Annotated in this window: 16 protein-coding genes and 1 tRNA gene; 10 read left to right on the plus strand and 7 right to left on the minus strand. The window is 36.3% G+C overall.

Annotation, left to right across the window (positions count from 1 at the left end; all coding sequences use genetic code 11):
* Positions 1-327 precede the first annotated feature (327 nt).
* Positions 328-507: a hypothetical protein gene (locus LPB89_RS01585; RefSeq protein ID WP_230699973.1), complete on the plus strand. Its 180-nt coding sequence runs from the start codon at positions 328-330 to the stop codon at positions 505-507.
* A 312-nt stretch (positions 508-819) separates the two neighbouring features.
* Here LPB89_RS01585 and LPB89_RS01590 read toward each other — a convergent pair.
* The 4 genes from LPB89_RS01590 to LPB89_RS01605 form a co-directional block, all read right to left on the minus strand.
* Positions 820-893, minus strand: a tRNA-Asp gene (locus LPB89_RS01590).
* A gap of 86 nt (positions 894-979) precedes the next feature.
* On the minus strand, positions 980-1,906 hold the full coding sequence (locus LPB89_RS01595) for a DUF58 domain-containing protein (protein WP_127340691.1): 927 nt from the start codon (positions 1,904-1,906) through the stop codon (positions 980-982).
* 97 nt (positions 1,907-2,003) lie between these two features.
* Entirely contained in the window at positions 2,004-2,600 is a 597-nt protein-coding gene (locus tag LPB89_RS01600) for a hypothetical protein (RefSeq protein WP_230699974.1), read from the minus strand.
* Positions 2,601-2,668: 68 nt separating this feature from the next.
* A complete protein-coding gene (locus LPB89_RS01605) occupies positions 2,669-3,205 on the minus strand; it encodes a hypothetical protein (RefSeq protein ID WP_230699975.1) in 537 nt (178 codons plus the stop codon).
* 203 nt (positions 3,206-3,408) lie between these two features.
* Here LPB89_RS01605 and LPB89_RS01610 point away from each other — a divergent pair, with 203 nt between their 5' ends.
* Both LPB89_RS01610 and LPB89_RS01615 read left to right on the plus strand, forming a co-directional pair.
* Positions 3,409-4,113 (plus strand): LytTR family DNA-binding domain-containing protein, encoded by a 705-nt coding sequence (locus LPB89_RS01610; protein ID WP_230699976.1) that lies wholly within the window; start codon positions 3,409-3,411, stop codon positions 4,111-4,113.
* The gene (locus LPB89_RS01615) at positions 4,114-6,195 is read left to right on the plus strand and encodes an ATP-binding protein (protein ID WP_230699977.1); all 2,082 of its coding nucleotides are present in this window, start codon (positions 4,114-4,116) and stop codon (positions 6,193-6,195) included.
* Positions 6,196-6,611: 416 nt separating this feature from the next.
* Here the strand turns inward: LPB89_RS01615 and trxA are convergent, their stop codons facing one another.
* Positions 6,612-6,929, minus strand: a complete 318-nt coding sequence (trxA, locus tag LPB89_RS01620) for a thioredoxin (protein ID WP_041516662.1) — start codon at positions 6,927-6,929, stop codon at positions 6,612-6,614.
* Positions 6,930-7,195: 266 nt separating this feature from the next.
* On the opposite strand from trxA, the gene LPB89_RS01625 reads away from it, so the two are divergent.
* The 3 genes from LPB89_RS01625 (at position 7,196) to LPB89_RS01635 (ending at position 13,391) form a co-directional block, all read left to right on the plus strand.
* Positions 7,196-9,658, plus strand: a complete 2,463-nt coding sequence (locus LPB89_RS01625) for an AsmA-like C-terminal region-containing protein (RefSeq protein WP_230699978.1) — start codon at positions 7,196-7,198, stop codon at positions 9,656-9,658.
* A gap of 191 nt (positions 9,659-9,849) precedes the next feature.
* The gene (locus tag LPB89_RS01630) at positions 9,850-10,245 is read left to right on the plus strand and encodes a (deoxy)nucleoside triphosphate pyrophosphohydrolase (RefSeq protein WP_255667658.1); all 396 of its coding nucleotides are present in this window, start codon (positions 9,850-9,852) and stop codon (positions 10,243-10,245) included.
* On the plus strand, positions 10,242-13,391 hold the full coding sequence (locus LPB89_RS01635; RefSeq protein WP_230699979.1) for a DUF3427 domain-containing protein: 3,150 nt from the start codon (positions 10,242-10,244) through the stop codon (positions 13,389-13,391). The genes LPB89_RS01630 and LPB89_RS01635 overlap by 4 nt, the downstream gene beginning before the upstream one ends.
* Positions 13,392-13,700: 309 nt before the next feature.
* On the opposite strand, the gene LPB89_RS01640 is transcribed toward LPB89_RS01635, so the two are convergent.
* On the minus strand, positions 13,701-13,934 hold the full coding sequence (locus tag LPB89_RS01640) for a hypothetical protein (protein ID WP_127340679.1): 234 nt from the start codon (positions 13,932-13,934) through the stop codon (positions 13,701-13,703).
* Between the two features lie 362 nt (positions 13,935-14,296).
* On the opposite strand from LPB89_RS01640, the gene LPB89_RS01645 reads away from it, so the two are divergent.
* Entirely contained in the window at positions 14,297-14,611 is a 315-nt protein-coding gene (locus LPB89_RS01645; RefSeq protein ID WP_230699980.1) for an HPF/RaiA family ribosome-associated protein, read from the plus strand.
* Positions 14,612-14,697: 86 nt separating this feature from the next.
* Here the strand turns inward: LPB89_RS01645 and LPB89_RS01650 are convergent, their stop codons facing one another.
* Positions 14,698-15,378 carry a hypothetical protein gene (locus tag LPB89_RS01650; protein ID WP_230699981.1) on the minus strand — a complete coding sequence of 227 codons (681 nt, stop codon included), beginning with the start codon at positions 15,376-15,378 and terminating at the stop codon, positions 14,698-14,700.
* A 439-nt stretch (positions 15,379-15,817) separates the two neighbouring features.
* On the opposite strand from LPB89_RS01650, the gene LPB89_RS01655 reads away from it, so the two are divergent.
* From LPB89_RS01655 to trmB, 3 genes are all read left to right on the plus strand, one after another.
* Positions 15,818-16,309 carry a nuclear transport factor 2 family protein gene (locus LPB89_RS01655; protein ID WP_230699982.1) on the plus strand — a complete coding sequence of 164 codons (492 nt, stop codon included), beginning with the start codon at positions 15,818-15,820 and terminating at the stop codon, positions 16,307-16,309.
* A gap of 263 nt (positions 16,310-16,572) precedes the next feature.
* Positions 16,573-17,955 carry an ammonium transporter gene (locus LPB89_RS01660; RefSeq protein WP_154340255.1) on the plus strand — a complete coding sequence of 461 codons (1,383 nt, stop codon included), beginning with the start codon at positions 16,573-16,575 and terminating at the stop codon, positions 17,953-17,955.
* A gap of 289 nt (positions 17,956-18,244) precedes the next feature.
* A complete protein-coding gene (gene trmB, locus LPB89_RS01665; RefSeq protein WP_230700545.1) occupies positions 18,245-18,922 on the plus strand; it encodes a tRNA (guanosine(46)-N7)-methyltransferase TrmB in 678 nt (225 codons plus the stop codon).
* The last annotated feature ends 34 nt before the right edge of the window (positions 18,923-18,956 follow it).

An 18,956-nucleotide genomic window follows, 5' to 3' on the forward strand; every position in this document is an offset into this window, starting at 1 on the left:
AGTTAAAATTTTAACCAATTGATTTCTATTGAAGTACAAAAACAAAAAGAGCCGGATTTAACCCTTATTAGGTAAGATAAAAACATTAAACTGTGTTAAGTGTATCATCATAATCCTTGAAGGATGAAAATTTTTTATTTTTTACCCTCTTCTACAATTTATAAATTATCTGTGTCAGAATTTTAAAACTGCAATCTAAAAGTATTTATGTTGAATAAAAACTTAATATTTGTAAGGATATGCATCACTGTTTTTTTAGTGTTGCAGACACAAATTCCAAGTGTCTTAAATGATTGGAATATTAACCAATATTAAAACCATAGATCTATGTTAAAGAATTTAAAAGGTGCCGAAAAATTAACCGTTAACGAATTAAAATCTATTAATGGGGGCGTTAACCCAACATGCCCGGCAGCAGATGTTACAGACACTTGCATTACCGGACCGTATTATTGTCCAAATCCAAGAAATCTTCCAAGATGTGTAAAGGATGATGACCAGAACTAACTGTTCGTTTATTTGAAGTAAAATTTAGGAATTAATCCTAATTTAACCGCAAAGTACGCAAGGTTTAAATCGCAAAGGTTCGCAAAGCTATAAATAACTTTGCGAACCTTTGCGTAAATCTTAGCGCTCTTTGCGGTTAATTCTGATAGGTCCTAAATCAAAAAAGCCATCCACAAAAGTGGAAAGCTTTTCATTGGTCTAACTACTAAACCAGCTACGAGTTACAAATTCGTAGCAAACAACACAACTAATCTTAGATACCGTATTTGGGCAAAAAAGCCTTTCCGTTAAGAAAGGCTTCTCCCAATATTGCGGTCTGGACGGGACTCGAACCCGCGACCCCATGCGTGACAGGCATGTATTCTAACCAACTGAACTACCAAACCTCTGCGTTATTGCGGTTGCAAAGATAGTACAGAATTTCATTTCTGCAAGCGTTTTGCTAAAAAAAATTAAATATATTTTTAATTCGTTAGCCAAAGTTTTGTTTTTCAACTAAATATGTAGTCAATATTTTTTCAAAATTATCTCCCACGTTCACCGGAACGTACTTAATCTGGTTCTTTGCACAGGTCAGCGCCAGTGTTTTAAAGTACTCCTCTGCTCTTTTTTCATATTCTGCTTTTACATTATCGGCAAAAATCGACACTTCTTCTCCTGATTCTAAGTCGATAAACTTTCTGGGGGTATTGTCAAAATCGAATTTCAACTCTGTTTTGTTGTCAATAACATGAAACAGTACCACTTTATGCTTGTTGTGTTTTAAATGCTGCAAGGCGTTAAACAACTTTTCATCCTCTTCCGATTGCAGCATATCCGTAAATAAAATGATCATCGAGCGGCGGTGCATTTTTTCGGCAATCTGGTGCAGATAAGTAATCGTATCGGTGCTTTTTTTAACTTTTGGCTGTTCTAATAACTGTTCTAATTTATTGAGCAGCATTCGGTGGTGACGGTCACTTCCTTTTTCGGGAGCGTAATATTCGTACGTATCCGAGAAAACGCTCAGACCAACGGCATCACGCTGTTTCTTCAGGATATTCATTAAAACTGCCGAAGCCAGGACAGCAAAACCAATCTTTTTTTCGTAAAAGGGCTGATTTGATTTGAGTTCCGGATAATGCATCGACGACGAGTTATCGACAATCAGGTGACAGCGCAAATTGGTTTCTTCCTCAAAACGTTTGGTGTACAGGCGATCGGTTTTAGCAAACAATTTCCAGTCGATATGTTTGGTGCTTTCTCCGGCATTATACACTTTATGCTCCGCAAATTCAGCCGAGAACCCATGAAACGGACTCTTGTGCATTCCCGATATAAATCCTTCCACTACCTGATTCGCCAGCATTTCGAGGTGCTGAAAGCTGGATACTTTCTCTATTTCCGATTCGATCTTCATCTTTCAAATGTATTAAAAGATTAAATCATTTAAAAATAAAAAAAGGCCTGACTGACGCCAAACCTTTTTAACTAATTCAAATCATCCAAAATAAAAATTATTCAGTTCGTTGAAATTTAAAGCTCATATCTCCTGCATAGTAGGTATTACGAGCGTTTGTCGGGAACAGTGTTTCTGCTGCTGTACTTGAGATATACGCATATCCTGTAATGGTTATATTTCCGGCTACAATCGGATAAGTCGCTGCTGATCCGTCTGTTTTGGTTCTGTTGATCCAGTCGTCACTGTTTACCGTGAAGAAATATTCTTTATCTTTTGTCAATGCAATCGGAGTGATCGCTTTTTCAACGGTAACATTGGCTGTTGCTACATTTATAACTTCAGATTTTATAACTGTTTTGGTTGCTGCATCCCATATTGTAATTCTTAAAGTTGGGTTTACATCCGGAATTTTTACCACTAAAGCGTTTATTTTTCCCGTTACTGTTGGTTTAAAGCTAAAACCATATTCGTAGATTCCTGAGTTTTTTACATCAACCGCTTTTTGGCTGAATCCTGAACCTGCCATATAAGCATCTAAAGGATTTTCTTCTGCGTATTTAATCGGTTCTGGTCCGTTATCGTTGTCACTGCTGCAGGAAATAGCAAACACAGCAAGCGAAAAAATGGACAAAATTGTTTTTAAAGTTTTCATAAAAATTATTTTAACTGGTTATTTATCTGGTCTTTTAAATTCTAAATATTTATTTATTTTTCTAAAAATTAAGGCTGAATATTAAAACGTGCACAAACTTCCTGATAACTCATTTTAGAATAATCCGGTTTTGCAGTTTTAGCTGTTGCAGCGGCAACGCCACCCGGAATCAGGATATAACGCCAGCTAAGGGATGTTGGAAGATTTACAGTTCCTCCTGCGTCATGTCTGAATCGGAACAATTTGATTTTCTTTACCGTAGAGATAGCTGTAATGGTGTTAACAAATCCTCCTGCTGTTGAGGTATAAGGTAATGGATAGTTTCCTGCTCCAAAAGACATATAGACCAATACGGTTCCCTTGGCAAGAATATCTTCTGATAACTGGGGCGCAACAATGCTGGTAGACATCCCTGAAGTCCCATCAATAGTTTCTGCAACTGCTGTTGGCGCTGTTAGCCATGCACTGTAAATAACGTTGGCGGTTCCGGTTGCTCCTGCTTGTCCATCGATTCCGTCTTTTCCGTCAGTTCCGTCATCGCTGCTGCAGGACATGGTAGAAATGGCGACTAAAAAAAGCGTAAAAATGGTTTTTGAAATTTTCATAATAATTTTGGTTTTAAAATTTATTAAATGATTCGTATTTAATTCAATAGCGTTATTTTTGTAAAAGCCAAAGACGATTAAAAGAACGTTTCTTTCTATCTTGTGCTTTATTACGAGACAAATTTGCAGCATTAAAATCGGCGGAAAAACAGCTAATAGACAGACGACATTTTAAATAGACAGACGACGTAAAATCGAATTAAATGACCAAAAAATATACTTGTATTATTATTGACGATGACGAAATAGACAGACTTACGGTGTTATCGTTTGCCAAAAAATTTCCGGTCCTGGATATCTTAGGTGTTTTTGAATCGGCCGATGAAGCGCTTCCGTTTATCGAAGAACAAAAAGTCGATATCTTATTTCTGGATATCGATATGCCGGGCCTAAACGGAATAGAGTTTAGAAAAAAGGCTATGGAAATTCCGGTTTGTATTTTTATCACCGCACATCCGGAACATGCCGTAGAAAGTTTTGAAATAGAAACACTCGATTTTATTGTAAAACCCTTAAAGCTCGATCGCTTCACTCAGACTATGAGCCGCGTCGAAGAGTTTATGGAAATTAAACTCAAAGCCTTACTTTTTGAAGCCAGCATCGGTGGCGATACCATTTATATCAAAGAAGGCCACGAACAGACCAAAGTCAAACTGCATGAAATTTTATATCTCGAAGCCCTTAAAGATTACACGCTGGTGATTACCGAAAAAAAGAGACATTGCGTTTTGTCGAGCATCGGCAATCTTCTCAAAGAAGATCATTTTCAGTCCTTCATACGGATTCACAGAAGTTTTGCGGTGCAGAAACAGTTTATCCATAAAATGAATTCGACGGAAATTATTCTAAACAATAATATTTCAATTCCGGTGGGAAGAAGTTATAAGGAAAACCTAAATCTGATCTAGATGAGAAAGGGCCTTTCTTTATTTCTGTTTTTTATAACGCTTTCTGTTTTTGCACAACAAGAACCGAATTTGTCCCGCTATAAAACTAACAACGAAAAACTAAAAGTCTGGCTGAAATACACCTACGAAGTTTTAGATTCCGAAGATTATCCTAAACTGCTGATCGCCGCACAAAAAGGGATTGCACTTTCTAAAGATCATCTCGCTTACAAATCAAGGTTTTATTTCTTAAAAGGAAACGCTTACGAATTCAACAACAATCAGAACAAACAAGCATGCGTTAATTATGAGCTTGCCTTAAAATTTGCACAAAAGGCCCGCCATCTTAAAAACGAAACCTCAATTTTAATGCGCCTCAGTTATGCCTATTACGCCCTTAATGAAACTTCAAAACGAAAACAATTAATAGCCCATATCAAACAAGTTCTGGACACGACAAAAAACACCTATACCAAATCTGTTCTTTACGGAAGCCTTGGCGAATATTATCTTGATAATGCCGAATATGAAACCTTTATCAGTTACCAGCTCAAAGCGATTAATTACAAAAAACTGCTTAGAGAAACCGTGGCCAACGATGAGACCATCGGCGTTTCTTATAGCCAGATTGCAGCTGCGTACACCAAAATGAAACAATACAATAAAGCCATTGAATATTTAAATTATGCCCAGCCCTACATACAGACTTCTCCTTATGTCAGTGCTTTTTCCTGCAACTATTACCTACAGTGTTTTGTTCCTTTAAAAAACCTCGACAGCATTCAGAAATATTACCGCTTAGTATATACTTTTCCTTCTAAAAAAGATTCGTTATTTCTTAATTTAAGTTTTGCCAATAGAAGCGTATCGGAATATTACGCTAATGAAGGCCAAATAAATACCGCCTTTAGTTATGCTAAAAAAGCAGTTGTATTAGGAAAAAAATCAAATGATGAGGATATCATTATGGAAGCAAACGCCATAATGGGAAGGGTTCTATATGAAAAAGGAGAATACAAAAAGGCCATCGAAACCTTAAAAAAAGCTTCAGAAAATGCATTGACCTACGATAAGGAATCCTATGTAAATATCAATAAAAAACTTTCCCAGAGTTATGCCGCATTGGGGCTGTGGAAAGAAGCGTACCATTACAACGAAATCTACAGCAAATACAATGACGAGATAATGCAGGAATCGGCCAAACAAAGCATTGCCAATGCCGAAGCAAGTTATCAGAACAAAACCAAAAAGCAGGAAATAAAAAGCCTTTCAGCACAAAATACGATTAAAAACATTCAGATTAAAGAAACTAAAAAACAGCTTTTATTTTTAGTTTTCGGACTGGCATTAGTCGCCATTATCGGATTATTATTATTCAAACAAAGTCAGAACAGAAAGAAAACCAATCAGAAATTACAGGTTTTGAATCAGGAATTAGATGAAGCCAACAAAATAAAAGCACGTTTCTTTAGTATCCTGAACCACGATTTACGAAGCCCGGTTTCGAATTTAATTCACTTCCTGCACCTTCAGAAAGAAAGTCCGGAACTCATTGACGAAGCCACCGCTTTACGAATGCAGACCAAAGTCATTAGTGGGGCCGAGAATTTACTCTCCTCCATGGAAGATATTCTGTTGTGGAGTAAAGGGCAGATGGAAAACTTTAAACCTCATCTTCAGAAAACGCCGGTTGCCGTTTTATTTGATGAAATCCAAAAGCATTTCTCCGGAATTGAAAACATCCAAATTTCATTTGAAGATCCGCAAAATATCATTTTGGATACCGACGAAAATTACCTGAAAACCATTATCCGAAACCTGACCGGAAACGCCATAAAAGCACTGGATAAAACTCCCGATGGAAAAATAATCTGGAAAGCCCGCAAAGAAAACAACCAAACCTGTCTTTCCATTACCGACAATGGCCCCGGCGGAACTCAGGAACAGTTTAAAGCCTTATACGACGACTCCGAAGTCATCGGAATCAAATCCGGATTGGGATTACACTTAATTCGGGATTTGGCAACCGCCATTAATTGTAAAATCGAAGTAACTTCAAAACCCGATTCAGGAACGACCTTTACAATTAAATTCTTAAAATAGAGTTTGCCACGAATTTAAATAATAAGTTGCCACAAATTTCACGAATTTTCACGAATTAAAATGTGTGTGTTTTTATGCCACAGATTAAGGGATTTTCACAGATTAGAAAAATCTTTTAAATTCCTTTAATCTGCAGCAAGCTTTTTCAATAAACGTAATAAATAATTCGTGATAATTCGTGTAATTCGTGGCAAAAAAAATCCTTTTAAATCACTTTAATCTCTGGCAACCTTTTTTAAGCAAAATCAAAATAATTAATTCGCGGAAATTCGTGACATTCGTGGCAAAAAAAACCTTTTAACCTGTAACGATTAGACCCGACAGGTTTTAAAAACCTGTCGGGTCTGGCATTTTTTTATAAATAAAAAAGGTCTGACTTTCGCCAAACCTTCTTTATATAAATCATAATCTTACGATTACAACAAAGCGTCTAAACTATCTGCGTAGGTTTGTTTCGGAGCAACTCCTACTTGTTTTCCTACTACTTCACCGTTATGAAAAACCAAAACGGTAGGTATGTTACGCACACCATATTTTGCAGCGAATTCCTGGTTAGCATCTACATCTACCTTACCAACAACTACTTTACCTGCGTATTCTTCGCTAATCTGATCAATGATCGGACCAACCATTCTACAAGGACCGCACCATGCTGCCCAAAAATCTACCATTACTGGTTTATCTGATTTCAAAACTACTTCGTCAAAAGTAGCATCTGTTATTGCTAATGCCATAATAATTTTTATTTAAAGTTTATCCCTTGAATTTCTCTCAGGGGAGCAATTTTTAATTTGTTCCTTAACTGAGTACAAATTTAGAAATTTTAAATCAATCAAACGCCATAACCAAATTAGTTTTCATTATAAACGTATTGTCATTAATTATATTAGTACTAAAATTCTTATTTGTAAGTTTTGTCCTATACCCGATTGAGAAGGCACGTTTTTAGGAATTTCACCCATTTTTAGTGTACCTTTAGTAATCCGGAAAAACCGTTCAGATGAAAACAGCTTTACTTCAGATCAAAAACTTCTTGCAATACGCGGGTTTTAAAAAATACGCCAGACGTTTTGGCTATTTCGTTGCAGGCTGCATTGTAATGGTTCTTATTCTGGCCGGAAGCCTGTCTTTTTATTTCAACCGGAACAAGACTGAAATCATCGCGAAGATCAACACCACCATCAACGAAAACATCAACGGACAGTTTCATGTGGGCGATTTTCAGTATAAGTTCCTAACCGGCTTCCCTAATTTTACCCTGGCTTTAAAAGAGGTTGAACTTAAGGATAACCAATGGAAAACCCATCAGCACACTTTACTAAAAGCCAAAGAAATCGAAGCGCGTCTGAACATCTGGAGCCTGCTGCAAAACGAAGTCAACATTCATAAAATCCTCATTAACGATGCGGATATTTACGTCTACAAAGCCGAAAACGGTTATTCGAACGCGGATATCTTTAAACCCAAAAAGAAAAAATCACCCGCAGATCAATCCAATACCGGAACGACAATCGATCAGGTCGACCTCAACGACGTACATTTTATTCTGGACAATCGTTTGGGACATAAACTGTTTGATTTTGATGTTTCCAGCCTGAAAACCAAAGTAGAATACGACGGAGACGACTGGCAAACCGATGTATTTCTGGACACGCAAATCAAAAGTCTGGCTTTTAATACCAAACATGGCAGTTTTGCCAAAGAGAAAGAACTCAGGGGAACTTTTAATGTTGCGTATTCTTCCGAAAAAGAAAAAATAAATGTCGTCACCCGAAATCTAAAAATCGGAACGGACTCTTTTGACATCATCGCTTTTTTTAATCTCGCCAAAGGCAATGCCCTGTTCGGAATCAATATCGGGACTACCATTTTATGGCAAAATGCTTCGAATGTCTTATCTGCCAACATCAGTTCGAAGTTAAACCGATTCAATTTGAGCCAACCCATAGACGTAAATTGCGACATCAAAGGCGATTTTAATGCCGAGGGCGATCCCAAAATTGTCGTTCAGGCGATCATAAAAGACAACGAACTGAGTATTCCCGACGGGTTGATCAAAAACTGTAATTTCAAGGGAATTTTCACCAATAATTTCAAACCCAAAGACGGTTACAACGACGCCAATTCGGCAATTATCCTGACCCAATTTGCGGGGGATTATGAAAATATTCCGCTTACGATTCCACAATTGTCGATTAACAATCTCAATAAACCTGTGGCTACCGGAAACGTAAGTTCTGATTTTGAAGTAGAAAAACTCAACGAAATCAGCAACGACAAATGGATTCAGTTTACATCCGGTCACGCCAAAGCCAACCTGAAATTCCAGTTTGATATTGTCGATTTGTACATTACAAAACCGCGTTTTATTGGCAAAATAGATGTGGATGATGCTTCCTTTCATTACATCCCAAAAAATGTGCGTGCCGTAAAAACCAACATTCATCTGGACTTTACCGAAAAGGCGCTGCTGATCAAACAAATTGCCTATAAACACCAAAACAACACTGTTTTCATAGAAGGAAAAATTGACAATTTCCTGAACCTCTATTACGACGCTCCGGAGAAAATGATCGTCAACTGGAAAATCTATTGCCCGAATATCGACCTTAAACAATTTCTGGGCGTTTTGGCTACTTCCAAAAAAACGAAAGCGGTTGCAAAAGCAGGCAAAAGAACTACTATCTCGAACCATCTCAGAACCGTAATCGACAAATGTTTGGTCGTAATCGACATCAAAGCCGACAAAATCAATTATAATAAACTAACGGCGACTCATACCACGGCAACGGTTCAGATGATCGACTCGAAATTAGTCATCAAAAACGGTTCGCTGCAAACCTCCGGCGGAAGCATCACCTTTAACAGCGAAGTACAGCCCAGCGGAAAAAACTTTGCCTTTAGCGCTGACGCACAGGTCAAGCGGGTAGATATTGCGAGTTTTTTACGCTCGTTTAACAACTTCGGCGTTACGTCTTTTAACCCCGGGAACATCAAGGGAAAACTCAGCAGCCAGGCCAATGTAACAGGTTTTATCAACGGTAATGGCTCGCTGATTACGAATTCGATGCACGGCAATCTGACATTCAACGTCAAACAGGGCGCTTTGTTAAACTTCGAGCCTATTGTAAAAATCGGAAAGTTTGCTTTCCCGTTTCGCGATGTCAAAAACATTACGTTTAGTGATTTATCGGGCATTCTTAAATTGCGCGGAGAGCAGATTGATGTCAAGGATTTCACCATCAGTTCGAGCGTCCTAAACCTCGATGCCGAAGGTATTTATTCCTTTGGCCGTGGCACCAATCTCGCCCTCACCATCCCACTCCGAAACTCCAAAAACGACATCAATCTAGCCACCCAGGCCGAACGCGATGCGGTTCGCGAACGTGGTCTTGTCCTGCATTTAAATGCTGTTGATGATGAAGGGAAAATGAAAATTAAGTGGGGGAAGAAGGGGAAGTAGATTTATTTATAACACTTCCACCCAATCTTGTCATTTCGAACGAAGGGAGAAATCACACTCGTAATTCGACAAAGATTTTCTTTTTTTGTTTTCATTTATATATTTATAAAAAGCAGAACTATAGCTAATATGATTATATTTCACTAATATTAAACTTCATTATCAACTCTTCTATTTATAAATTATCATAAATGTCTAAAATCATAAATGTCACCTGTGCAATCATCTTAAAAGATGAAAAAATTCTCGTTGCGCAAAGAAATGAAAAAATGAAATTGCCTTTAAAATGGGAATTTCCTGGCGGTAAGTTAGAATTTAATGAAAGTGAAATAGATTGTATCAAAAGAGAAGTTAAAGAAGAAATAAATATAAATATTGAAGTACTGCAAAAATTATCAAATAACATTCATGACTATGGCTCTTTTAAAATTAATTTAATTCCTTTTTTAACTCATTACATTTCAGGTGAAGTTAAGTTAGCAGAACATAAAGACTATAAACTAGTAGAAAAATCTGAATTATTAAACCTTGATTGGGCAGATGCAGATTTACCAATCGTTGAAGAATTTTTAAAACTTGAAATATGAACCAAGGATTATATGAAGAATTAGTTACTAAGCTGATAAACCACAAAATAAACGAATTAGATAAAGATACATTTCAAATAAAAAAAACTTCAATAGACAAAGCTGAAGCATCTCAATTATTATCACAACATATTGGCAAAGTCATCAAATATGCTTTAGAAAATTTACCTAAACAAAAAGAGATTGATTTAATAGATAATCAAATAAAAATTTCAAATAAAATAATTCAACTTTTAAGAGATGAATTAAAAAACGAAGAGTTTGAAGGTGATTTAATTGAAACAGAAGGAAAAATATTGAACGCTGTTTTTACAAAAGTCGATGCTCATTTTACCGACTTAGATTTACATTTAAAACAAATTACGCCTTACACTAGACTAATTCATAGCGAGCTTTTTACTGGAGGAAATGCAGGAACAACTTTAGAAAGTGAATTGCGAAAAGAAATATTATCTTCAGATAAAATCGATTTATTAGTTTCGTTTATCAAATGGAAAGGTATTCGAATTCTTGAGCGTGAATTAAGAGAATTTACCGAAAGAGGAGGAAAACTAAGAGTAATTACAACTACATATATTGGTGCAACGGATTCAAAAGCTGTTGAATTTTTGGCGTCATTAGAAAACACAGAAGTTAAGGTTTCCTATAATACAGGAAATGAACGCTTACATGCAAAAGCTTATTTGTTTCAAAGAAATACAGGATTTCATACGGGTTATATTGGCTCTTCTAATTTTTCTCGCTCAGCTTTAACTGATGGCTTAGAGTGGAATTTAAAAGTTACCACTAAAGAAGTTGGACATATAATTGATAAATTTAAAAAAACATTTGAGGCATATTGGCAAAATGCAGACTTTGAATTATACGATAAAAATATTCATTCTGAGAAATTAGTTGATGCTCTTAAACAAGGTAGATTTTCAAAAGAATATTCATTCACAACAACTTATTTTGATATTAAACCCTTTCCCTACCAAAATGAGATTCTCGAAAAGTTAGAAGTTGAAAGAACGGTTCACAATAGATATAGAAATCTTTTAGTAGCAGCGACAGGAACTGGTAAAACTGTAATATCTGCATTTGATTACAAAAATTTCAGAAATAATAATAAATCATCGAAATTACTTTTCGTAGCACATAGAAAGGAAATTTTGCAACAAGCTAAAGCAACTTTTCAAGGAGTTTTAAAAGATAATAACTTTGGTGATTTATGGGTTGATGGAATTGAGCCCAATTCTAATGAATACCTTTTTGTTTCTGTTCAAACTTTAAATAATAGATTAAAAGATTTAAACCTTTCTCCAGATTACTATGACTTTATAATTCTTGATGAAGCACATCATGGATCAGCTTCAAGTTATAGACCTTTTCTAAACTATTTTAAACCTAAAATCTTATTAGGATTAACTGCAACTCCAGAAAGAATGGATAATGAAAATATCCTAGATGATTTCTGTAACCGTATCGCAGCAGAAATTAGACTTCCTGAAGCATTAAACAAAAAACTGTTAAGCCCTTTTCAATATTTTGGAATTACTGATAGTATTGATTTAACAAATGTAAAATGGGAAAAAGGTAAATATGTTGCAAGCGAATTGACATCATTATATACTAAAAATGATATTCGTGTTGGAGAAATAATTACCAATCTTAATAAATACATTAATGATATAAGTGACATTCGTGCGATTGGCTTTTGCGTAACCATTGAACATGCGGTCTTCATGGCAGAAAAATTTAATTTAGCAGGATTAAAAGCAAGTTATTTGACAGCTAAAAATGCAAGTGAAAGAGACCAAATCAGAGCGAAATTCAAGAAAAAAGAATTCAATTATTTATTTGTAGTTGACATTTTCAATGAAGGTGTTGATATTCCTGAAATTGATACCGTTTTGTTTTTAAGACCAACAGAAAGTTTGACTGTTTTTCTTCAGCAGTTAGGTCGTGGCTTGCGCTTAGCAGAAGGAAAAGATTGCTTAACTGTTTTGGATTTTGTTGGAAATTCAAGATCAGAATATGATTTTGAAAGTAAGTTTAGAGCTTTAATAGGAAAAACAACAACTTCAGTTCAAAAAGAAATTGAAGATGATTTTCCCCATTTACCCTTAGGTTGTTCAATTGTCTTAGAGAAAAAAGCAAAAGAAACAATTCTTGAAAACATTAAAAAAGCTACATCATTAAATGTAAATCAATTGATAACTAAAATCATAAATTTTCAACATCAAACTGATTTGCCTTTGACCTTAAATAATTTCATTGAATTGTATCATATCTCAATTGAAACAATTTACAAAAAAGATAGCTGGTCAAGGTTATGTCAACGAGCAGGAATAATTGATGATTTAGAAAACATAAATGAAAACCAAATTTATTCTGCTATAAGTAATAAATGGCTTTCTACAAATTCAACAAGTTATTTTAATTTCATTTTAGGAATTGCAAAAAAAGGTTTTAATATTAGAATTGATGATTTCGAGGAAAACCAAAAAACCATGTTGTTAATGTTACATTATGATGTATGGCAAAATGCTGGAGGATTCGATTCTTTAGAGGAAAGTATAATTCAAATAGGAAAAAATAAAACTCTTGTTAATGAGATTATAGAAGTTTTAGAAATATTAATCGATAAAATTGGTTTTAAAGAAATTGACATTCAATTACCTTATCAACAACCCTTAAAATTACATGCTCGATATACGAGAGATCAAATATTAGCAGCTTTCCGTTTGAGTACATTTGATAAAAAATCATCTAATCGAGAAGGCGCTGCAGAAAATAAAAATTTAAATACAGAAATACTTTTTATTAATTTAATTAAAACTGAAGAGAACTTTTCGCCAACAACTATGTATGATGATTATGCTATAAGTGAAACTCTATTTCATTGGCAAAGTCAAAACTCCTCGAGACCAGATACTGGCAAAGGCTTATCTTATATTAAGCAACAAGAAAATGATAAGAAAATTTTACTTTTTATCAGAGAAAAAGCAAATGATGAGAAAGGAAATACAATGGGCTATGTTTTTATTGGAGAAGGAAATTTCAAAGAATATGAAAATGAAAAACCAATGAATATTAAATGGGAGCTAAATGAACCACTTCCGAATTACCTTTGGAAAGAATCTGCAAAAATGTCAATAGACTAACTTTTAATAAGTGCATGCAAAACAATCAAAAACCCAAATCAACCAGTCACTAGTTAGACTGGTTTTTTCATTTATAAAGTCAGGAGTTCCTTTGTTGTATTTTTACTTTTTGATTTCATTTCTACAACAAATTTGTTGTAAATATTCTGTTGTACTTTTTTCTCCAACAAAGCTTTTACAACAAAACCGTTGTAAATATTTTGTTGTACTTTTTTTTACAACAGAAATTTTACAACAGATTTTTTTCAAAATAAACCGGCTTTAAACAAAAAAAAGCCACTGCTAACAGTGGCTTTTCCAATTTTTTAATCAGTCAACATCCAGATAAGGATTTAGGATTTCGGCTAATTCGTTCATCCAATAAAAGCAAACTTCGAGACTCCTTTTATCTGAATGCAGCGGTTCGTGATCGCGCATGACGCCGAGCGCAAGCAGATAATTGACGTGTCTGATGGTTTTGGCCATGCTCTCCGGATCAATTGATTGGGTGAAGAAATCATTTAACCTCAATTCGGTTTCTTTTGAAAAGGTGTTGGTACTCATAATCTGAAAGGTTAGGTAATATAAAACCCGCGTAGGTTAGCTGTCCTACGCCTTTCAGAACGTTGCGGTTGTTTCCAATACCGCCAGCATACCACACGGGAAAATCTTTTTAAAGTCATAATCTGAAAGTTTTAGGACTGCGAAGATACACAAAAGATGGGAACTTCTGCAAGTCAGTACAAAAAAATACAAGATAAATTCTTACAATTTATATTTTCCTATTGGTGTGCAGTTTGTGATGTGATTTCTCCTTCGTCGAAATGACAAAATGGGGTAAATATTTTCATAATGTTTTATTAACTCACTTGGCTTTTCATTCTAATTAAGATAGCTTTGAGAAACAATCATTAAATATAAACCATATGAAAATTCAAATCAATACAGACAAGAACATCGAAGGACACGAAAGATTAGCTACTTACTTTTCTGAAGAATTAGAAAAAGGCCTAAACCGTTTTGAAGAAAAAATTACCCGCGTTGAAGTACATTTCGGAGATGAAAACGGAGAGAAATTCAGCGTAAACGATAAAAAATGCGTGATCGAAGTTCGTGTCGCCAATTTACAACCCTTAACTGTAACAGACCACTCCGATACGCTTGAAAAAGCCTTCAGCGGTGCGATGGCCAAAGCAAAAAAATCACTTACTACGACTTTCGAAAAAATGAAAGAGTATTAATTTATATAGATCAATCTACCAATAGAGATATCGCTAACGAATAGAAACAAAAAACCGAATACGATTTGTATTCGGTTTTTTTGTGTTTATGATTTTGGTAACGGCTGCCCAACAGGAATATCGCAACGATGTCCCGGTTGTCCATGTGCAGGATTCATGCCTTCTGCTACCTGATTCGTAGTTTCTGTACTCAGCAATGCCGGTAAGTTACTTTTGGCAGGCGGTGGTGTTACGGTTATTTTTTGCGAAAAAGACCCGCCTTGCGAAGGAGCCGAAGCTGTAGCGGTTGTACTCGCTTTCGGAGAATTCAGCGGTGCTCCAACAGGAATATCACATCTATGTCCCGGTTGCCCGTGCGACGGATTCATTCCTTTGGCCACTTTTACGGGAGCTGCCGTTGTTGTGGTCGTAGTCACCACCTGTTTACCCGGATTGACCTGCATGGTTTGTGCCGTTTGAGTTGTGGTGGTCTGCGTTTGTGTTTGTGTCGGAGCCGAATTTAACGGTGCTCCAACCGCAATATCACAACGGTGGCCGGGTTGTCCGTGTGCCGGATTTATTCCGCCGGTGGCGTTCATAACGGTATTCGGGTTGGCAGTTGGCGCAGGTGCAGCCGCTGCTGTATTGACTTTGGTTGTGTCTTTCATTAGTCCCAGTTTTACCAATTCTGAGGTTGGCGTGTTTTCCTGTGGCTCGAGTTCCTTCTTGCAGGATACCAAAACCAAAGAAGAAAGGACTATAGAGCTTATAATGATTTTTGAATTCATAACGGTAGTATTTTTAGAGCATTCAAATATACTAAATAAACCATATAAGGGATATAAGTTCATTTAAGTTTTGATTACTGTGTGTTTTTAACCGCAAGGAGCGCTAAGATTTACGCAAAGCACGCAAGGATTTTTAAAAAAGACTTTGCGCTTTTGCGCCTTTGCGTGATTAAACTATGTATACCTGCCTCCCGAAGCGTTGAGAAATTGCACGCAAAGTCGCGAAGTCGCAAAGAAAAACTTAAAAAAAAACTTTGCGCCTTTGCGTCTTTGCGTGATTAAACTATATCCACCTGCCTCCCGAAGCGTTGAGAATTGCACGCAAAGACGCGAAGTCGCAAAGAAAAAAAAATAAAACTTTGCGTGCTTCGCGCTTTTCATATTGCGCCCTTTTCGGTTAAATATATTTACTAACTTTAAAACCAAAAACAAACCCATTATGAAAAAATCACTTCTCCTTTTATTATTCGTTGCGACTTTTGTCCATGCACAAAATGCTGAAAAAGAAAACATCAACAATACTTTAGACCACTGGCACAAAGCAGCTGCCGAAGTAAGGTTTGAGGCCTACTTTAATGCCATGGCTGATGATGCAATTTATATCGGAACCGATGCCACCGAAAACTGGACCAAACCGGATTTCAAAGCCTGGGCTAAACCTTTTTTCGACAAAGGAACTACATGGAATTTTAAGGCTTTGGAACGCCATATCTTTTTTGACAAAACTGGAAAAATCGCCTGGTTTGATGAATTGCTCAGTACCCAAATGAAAATCTGCCGCGGATCGGGTGTTTTGGTGAAAGTGGGAAAAGAATGGAAAATTCAGCACTACGTTTTATCGATGACCGTTCCGAACGATGAGGTTGACGCTGTGACCAAAATAAAAGCGCCCATTGAAGATGCCCTGATTGCAAAGCTTCAGAAAAAATAAACAAATTAAGGGATTGTTATTATAATCCTAACTTTTTGAGTGCTTTACAAAACCGAATATCGATTTAATTATAACATATTTATCAAGTAAGCCTGTTTTTTTAATCCTGAAAATAGCATACTGTCAAAAAAAGGTATTGAATTTTACAAAATTGACTAAAATAAAGCCGCGCCCTCTATTTTATGAGCCCTAAAAAGCTGAATATTTATTTTTTTTTAACTTTGACCCCAAAAAAAATAGGGTTTAAATAAAGTATCTGAAAAATGAAAATAGAAAAACGCTGGATCATTTCCTTTATTATTATAAGTATTGTTTGTATTACAGGCGCATTTTGGCCAACGGTTACCGAAAACAATTACGTACTGTCTGAATTTGGAACTACAGATCATATTGTTCCTGCCGATGTTGCCTGGATGCTTACCTCCTGCTGTCTGGTTTTGATTATGACACCCGGATTATCCTTTTTTTACGGCGGAATGGTCGGCAAAAAAAATGTAATCTCGACGATGCTGCAGAGTTTTATCTGTCTGGGTGTGGTAACGCTTTTATGGGTTACCGTGGGTTTCAGTTTAGCTTTTGGAGATCCGGTAGGTTTTGGCACAGGAGCACATTTTTACAGTTTCTTTGGCAACCCGACGACTTTTGCTTTTATGGATTATGTGGGCGTTCTTCCGCATAAAAAATTAGCGAGCACGATTCCGTTTATGTTATTCGCTTTGTTTCAGATGAAATTTGCGATTATTGCTCCGGCGATTATTACAGGTTCATTTGCAGAACGCGTTCGTTTTATATCGTATTTAATTTTCATCAGTTTGTTTACGATTTTCATCTATGCACCTTTATGCCATGCCGTTTGGTATCCAACCGGTGTTTTGGGCAGTTATTTTGGTGTGAAAGATTTTGCAGGGGGAACCGTGGTACACATGAGTTCCGGTTTTGCTGCTTTGGCCGGAGTGCTGGTTTTAGGAAAAAGAAAAAACAGTTTACATATCCCGACCAATATTCCGTTTGTCTTATTAGGAACCGGAATGTTATGGTTTGGCTGGTTCGGGTTTAACGCCGGGTCTGCTCTTGCTGCCAACGGAACTGCTGCGATGGCTTTTGCAACGACTACAACCTCATCGGCGGCAGCCATGCTGACGTGGGTTTTCTTTGACCGAATGAACGGAAGAAAAGTTTCGGCTCTCGGCGCCTGTATCGGAGCTGTGGTAGGTTTGGTTGCCATAACTCCCGCAGCAGGTTATGTTTCGGTTCCGGAAAGTATGTTTTTCGGATTTGTAACGGCTTTGGTTTCTAATTCAGTTGTGAATTGTAGTTTCTCCAGAAGATTTGATGATACGCTTGACGTTTTTGCCTGTCATGGTGTGGGCGGAATCATGGGAATGATCCTAACCGCGATTTTTGCGCATGGCGAAAAAGCTAGTTTACTGCACGGCGGCTGGAACGTATTTATGCATCATATGATTGCTTTGGTACTGGTTTCGATCTTTACTTTCTTCGGGGCTTATTTCTTATTCAAAGTAACCAACTTTATTATTCCGCTTCGTGTTTCCGAAGAATCCGAACATATCGGACTGGATTTATCCCAACACGACGAAACCCTTGACCCTAAAATGCTGGCCGTACCGGAAACGCAATACCATTAAGATATTTGGTTTGCTACGAATTATAATTAAATAAAGAGATGGTTTGCCACGAATTACACTAATTTCCACTAATTTTTCTTTGCGTATGCTGCTTAAATTAATTCGTGAAAATTCGTGTAATTCGTGGCAAAAAACATTATAAAAATTGACAACTAAAAACTTTAAACTTGATTTTTTCGAGTATGCTGCTTAATTAATTCGTAAAAATTCGTGTAATTCGTGGCAAAAAACAAAACCACTCCGATTCATTCGTTTATATTCCTTAATTTTGCTGAAAATTTTTGTAAAAGTGGGAAGTAAAAATAAACTTAAAAGATTCAGGGAAAACGAAACATTTGAAAACGTTTTTCAACCAACCAGAGAAGAAGTGGTGGGCAATTTAATGCCTTTAAGAGGAAAATGGAATACTGATTTCTTTAAAAATGACAATCCGTTAGTTTTAGAATTAGGCTGTGGAAAAGGAGAATATTCTGTTGGATTAGCCGAAAAATACCCCGACAAAAATTTTATTGGAATTGATATTAAAGGCGCGCGTTTCTGGAGAGGTGCGAAAACTGCTGTTGAAACAGGCCTGCATAATGTTGCGTTTATCCGAACTCAAATCGAATTGATCAATCATATTTTCGCTGAAAATGAAGTGGATGAAATCTGGATTACTTTTCCGGATCCGCAAATCAAATACAAAAGAACCAAACACAGAATGACAAATTCTGAGTTCCTGAAATTATACAAAACAATCCTCAAAAAAGACGGTGTGGTAAACCTGAAAACCGACAGTGAATTTATGCACGGTTATACCTTAGGCTTACTGCACGGAGAAGGACACGAAGTTTTATACGCCAACCATAATGTGTATACAAACGAAGGAAGTCCGGAAGAAGTAACTGCTTTCCAGACTTTTTATGAGAAACAATATTTAGAGATTAACAAGGCAATTACGTATATTCGTTTTAAAATTAAAGATTAATTTAGTTTTAAAAACAAATACTAACCCATCATTT

It is taken from the genome of Flavobacterium sp. ENC (assembly GCF_020991415.1).
In the GTDB taxonomy this organism is placed as follows: domain Bacteria; phylum Bacteroidota; class Bacteroidia; order Flavobacteriales; family Flavobacteriaceae; genus Flavobacterium.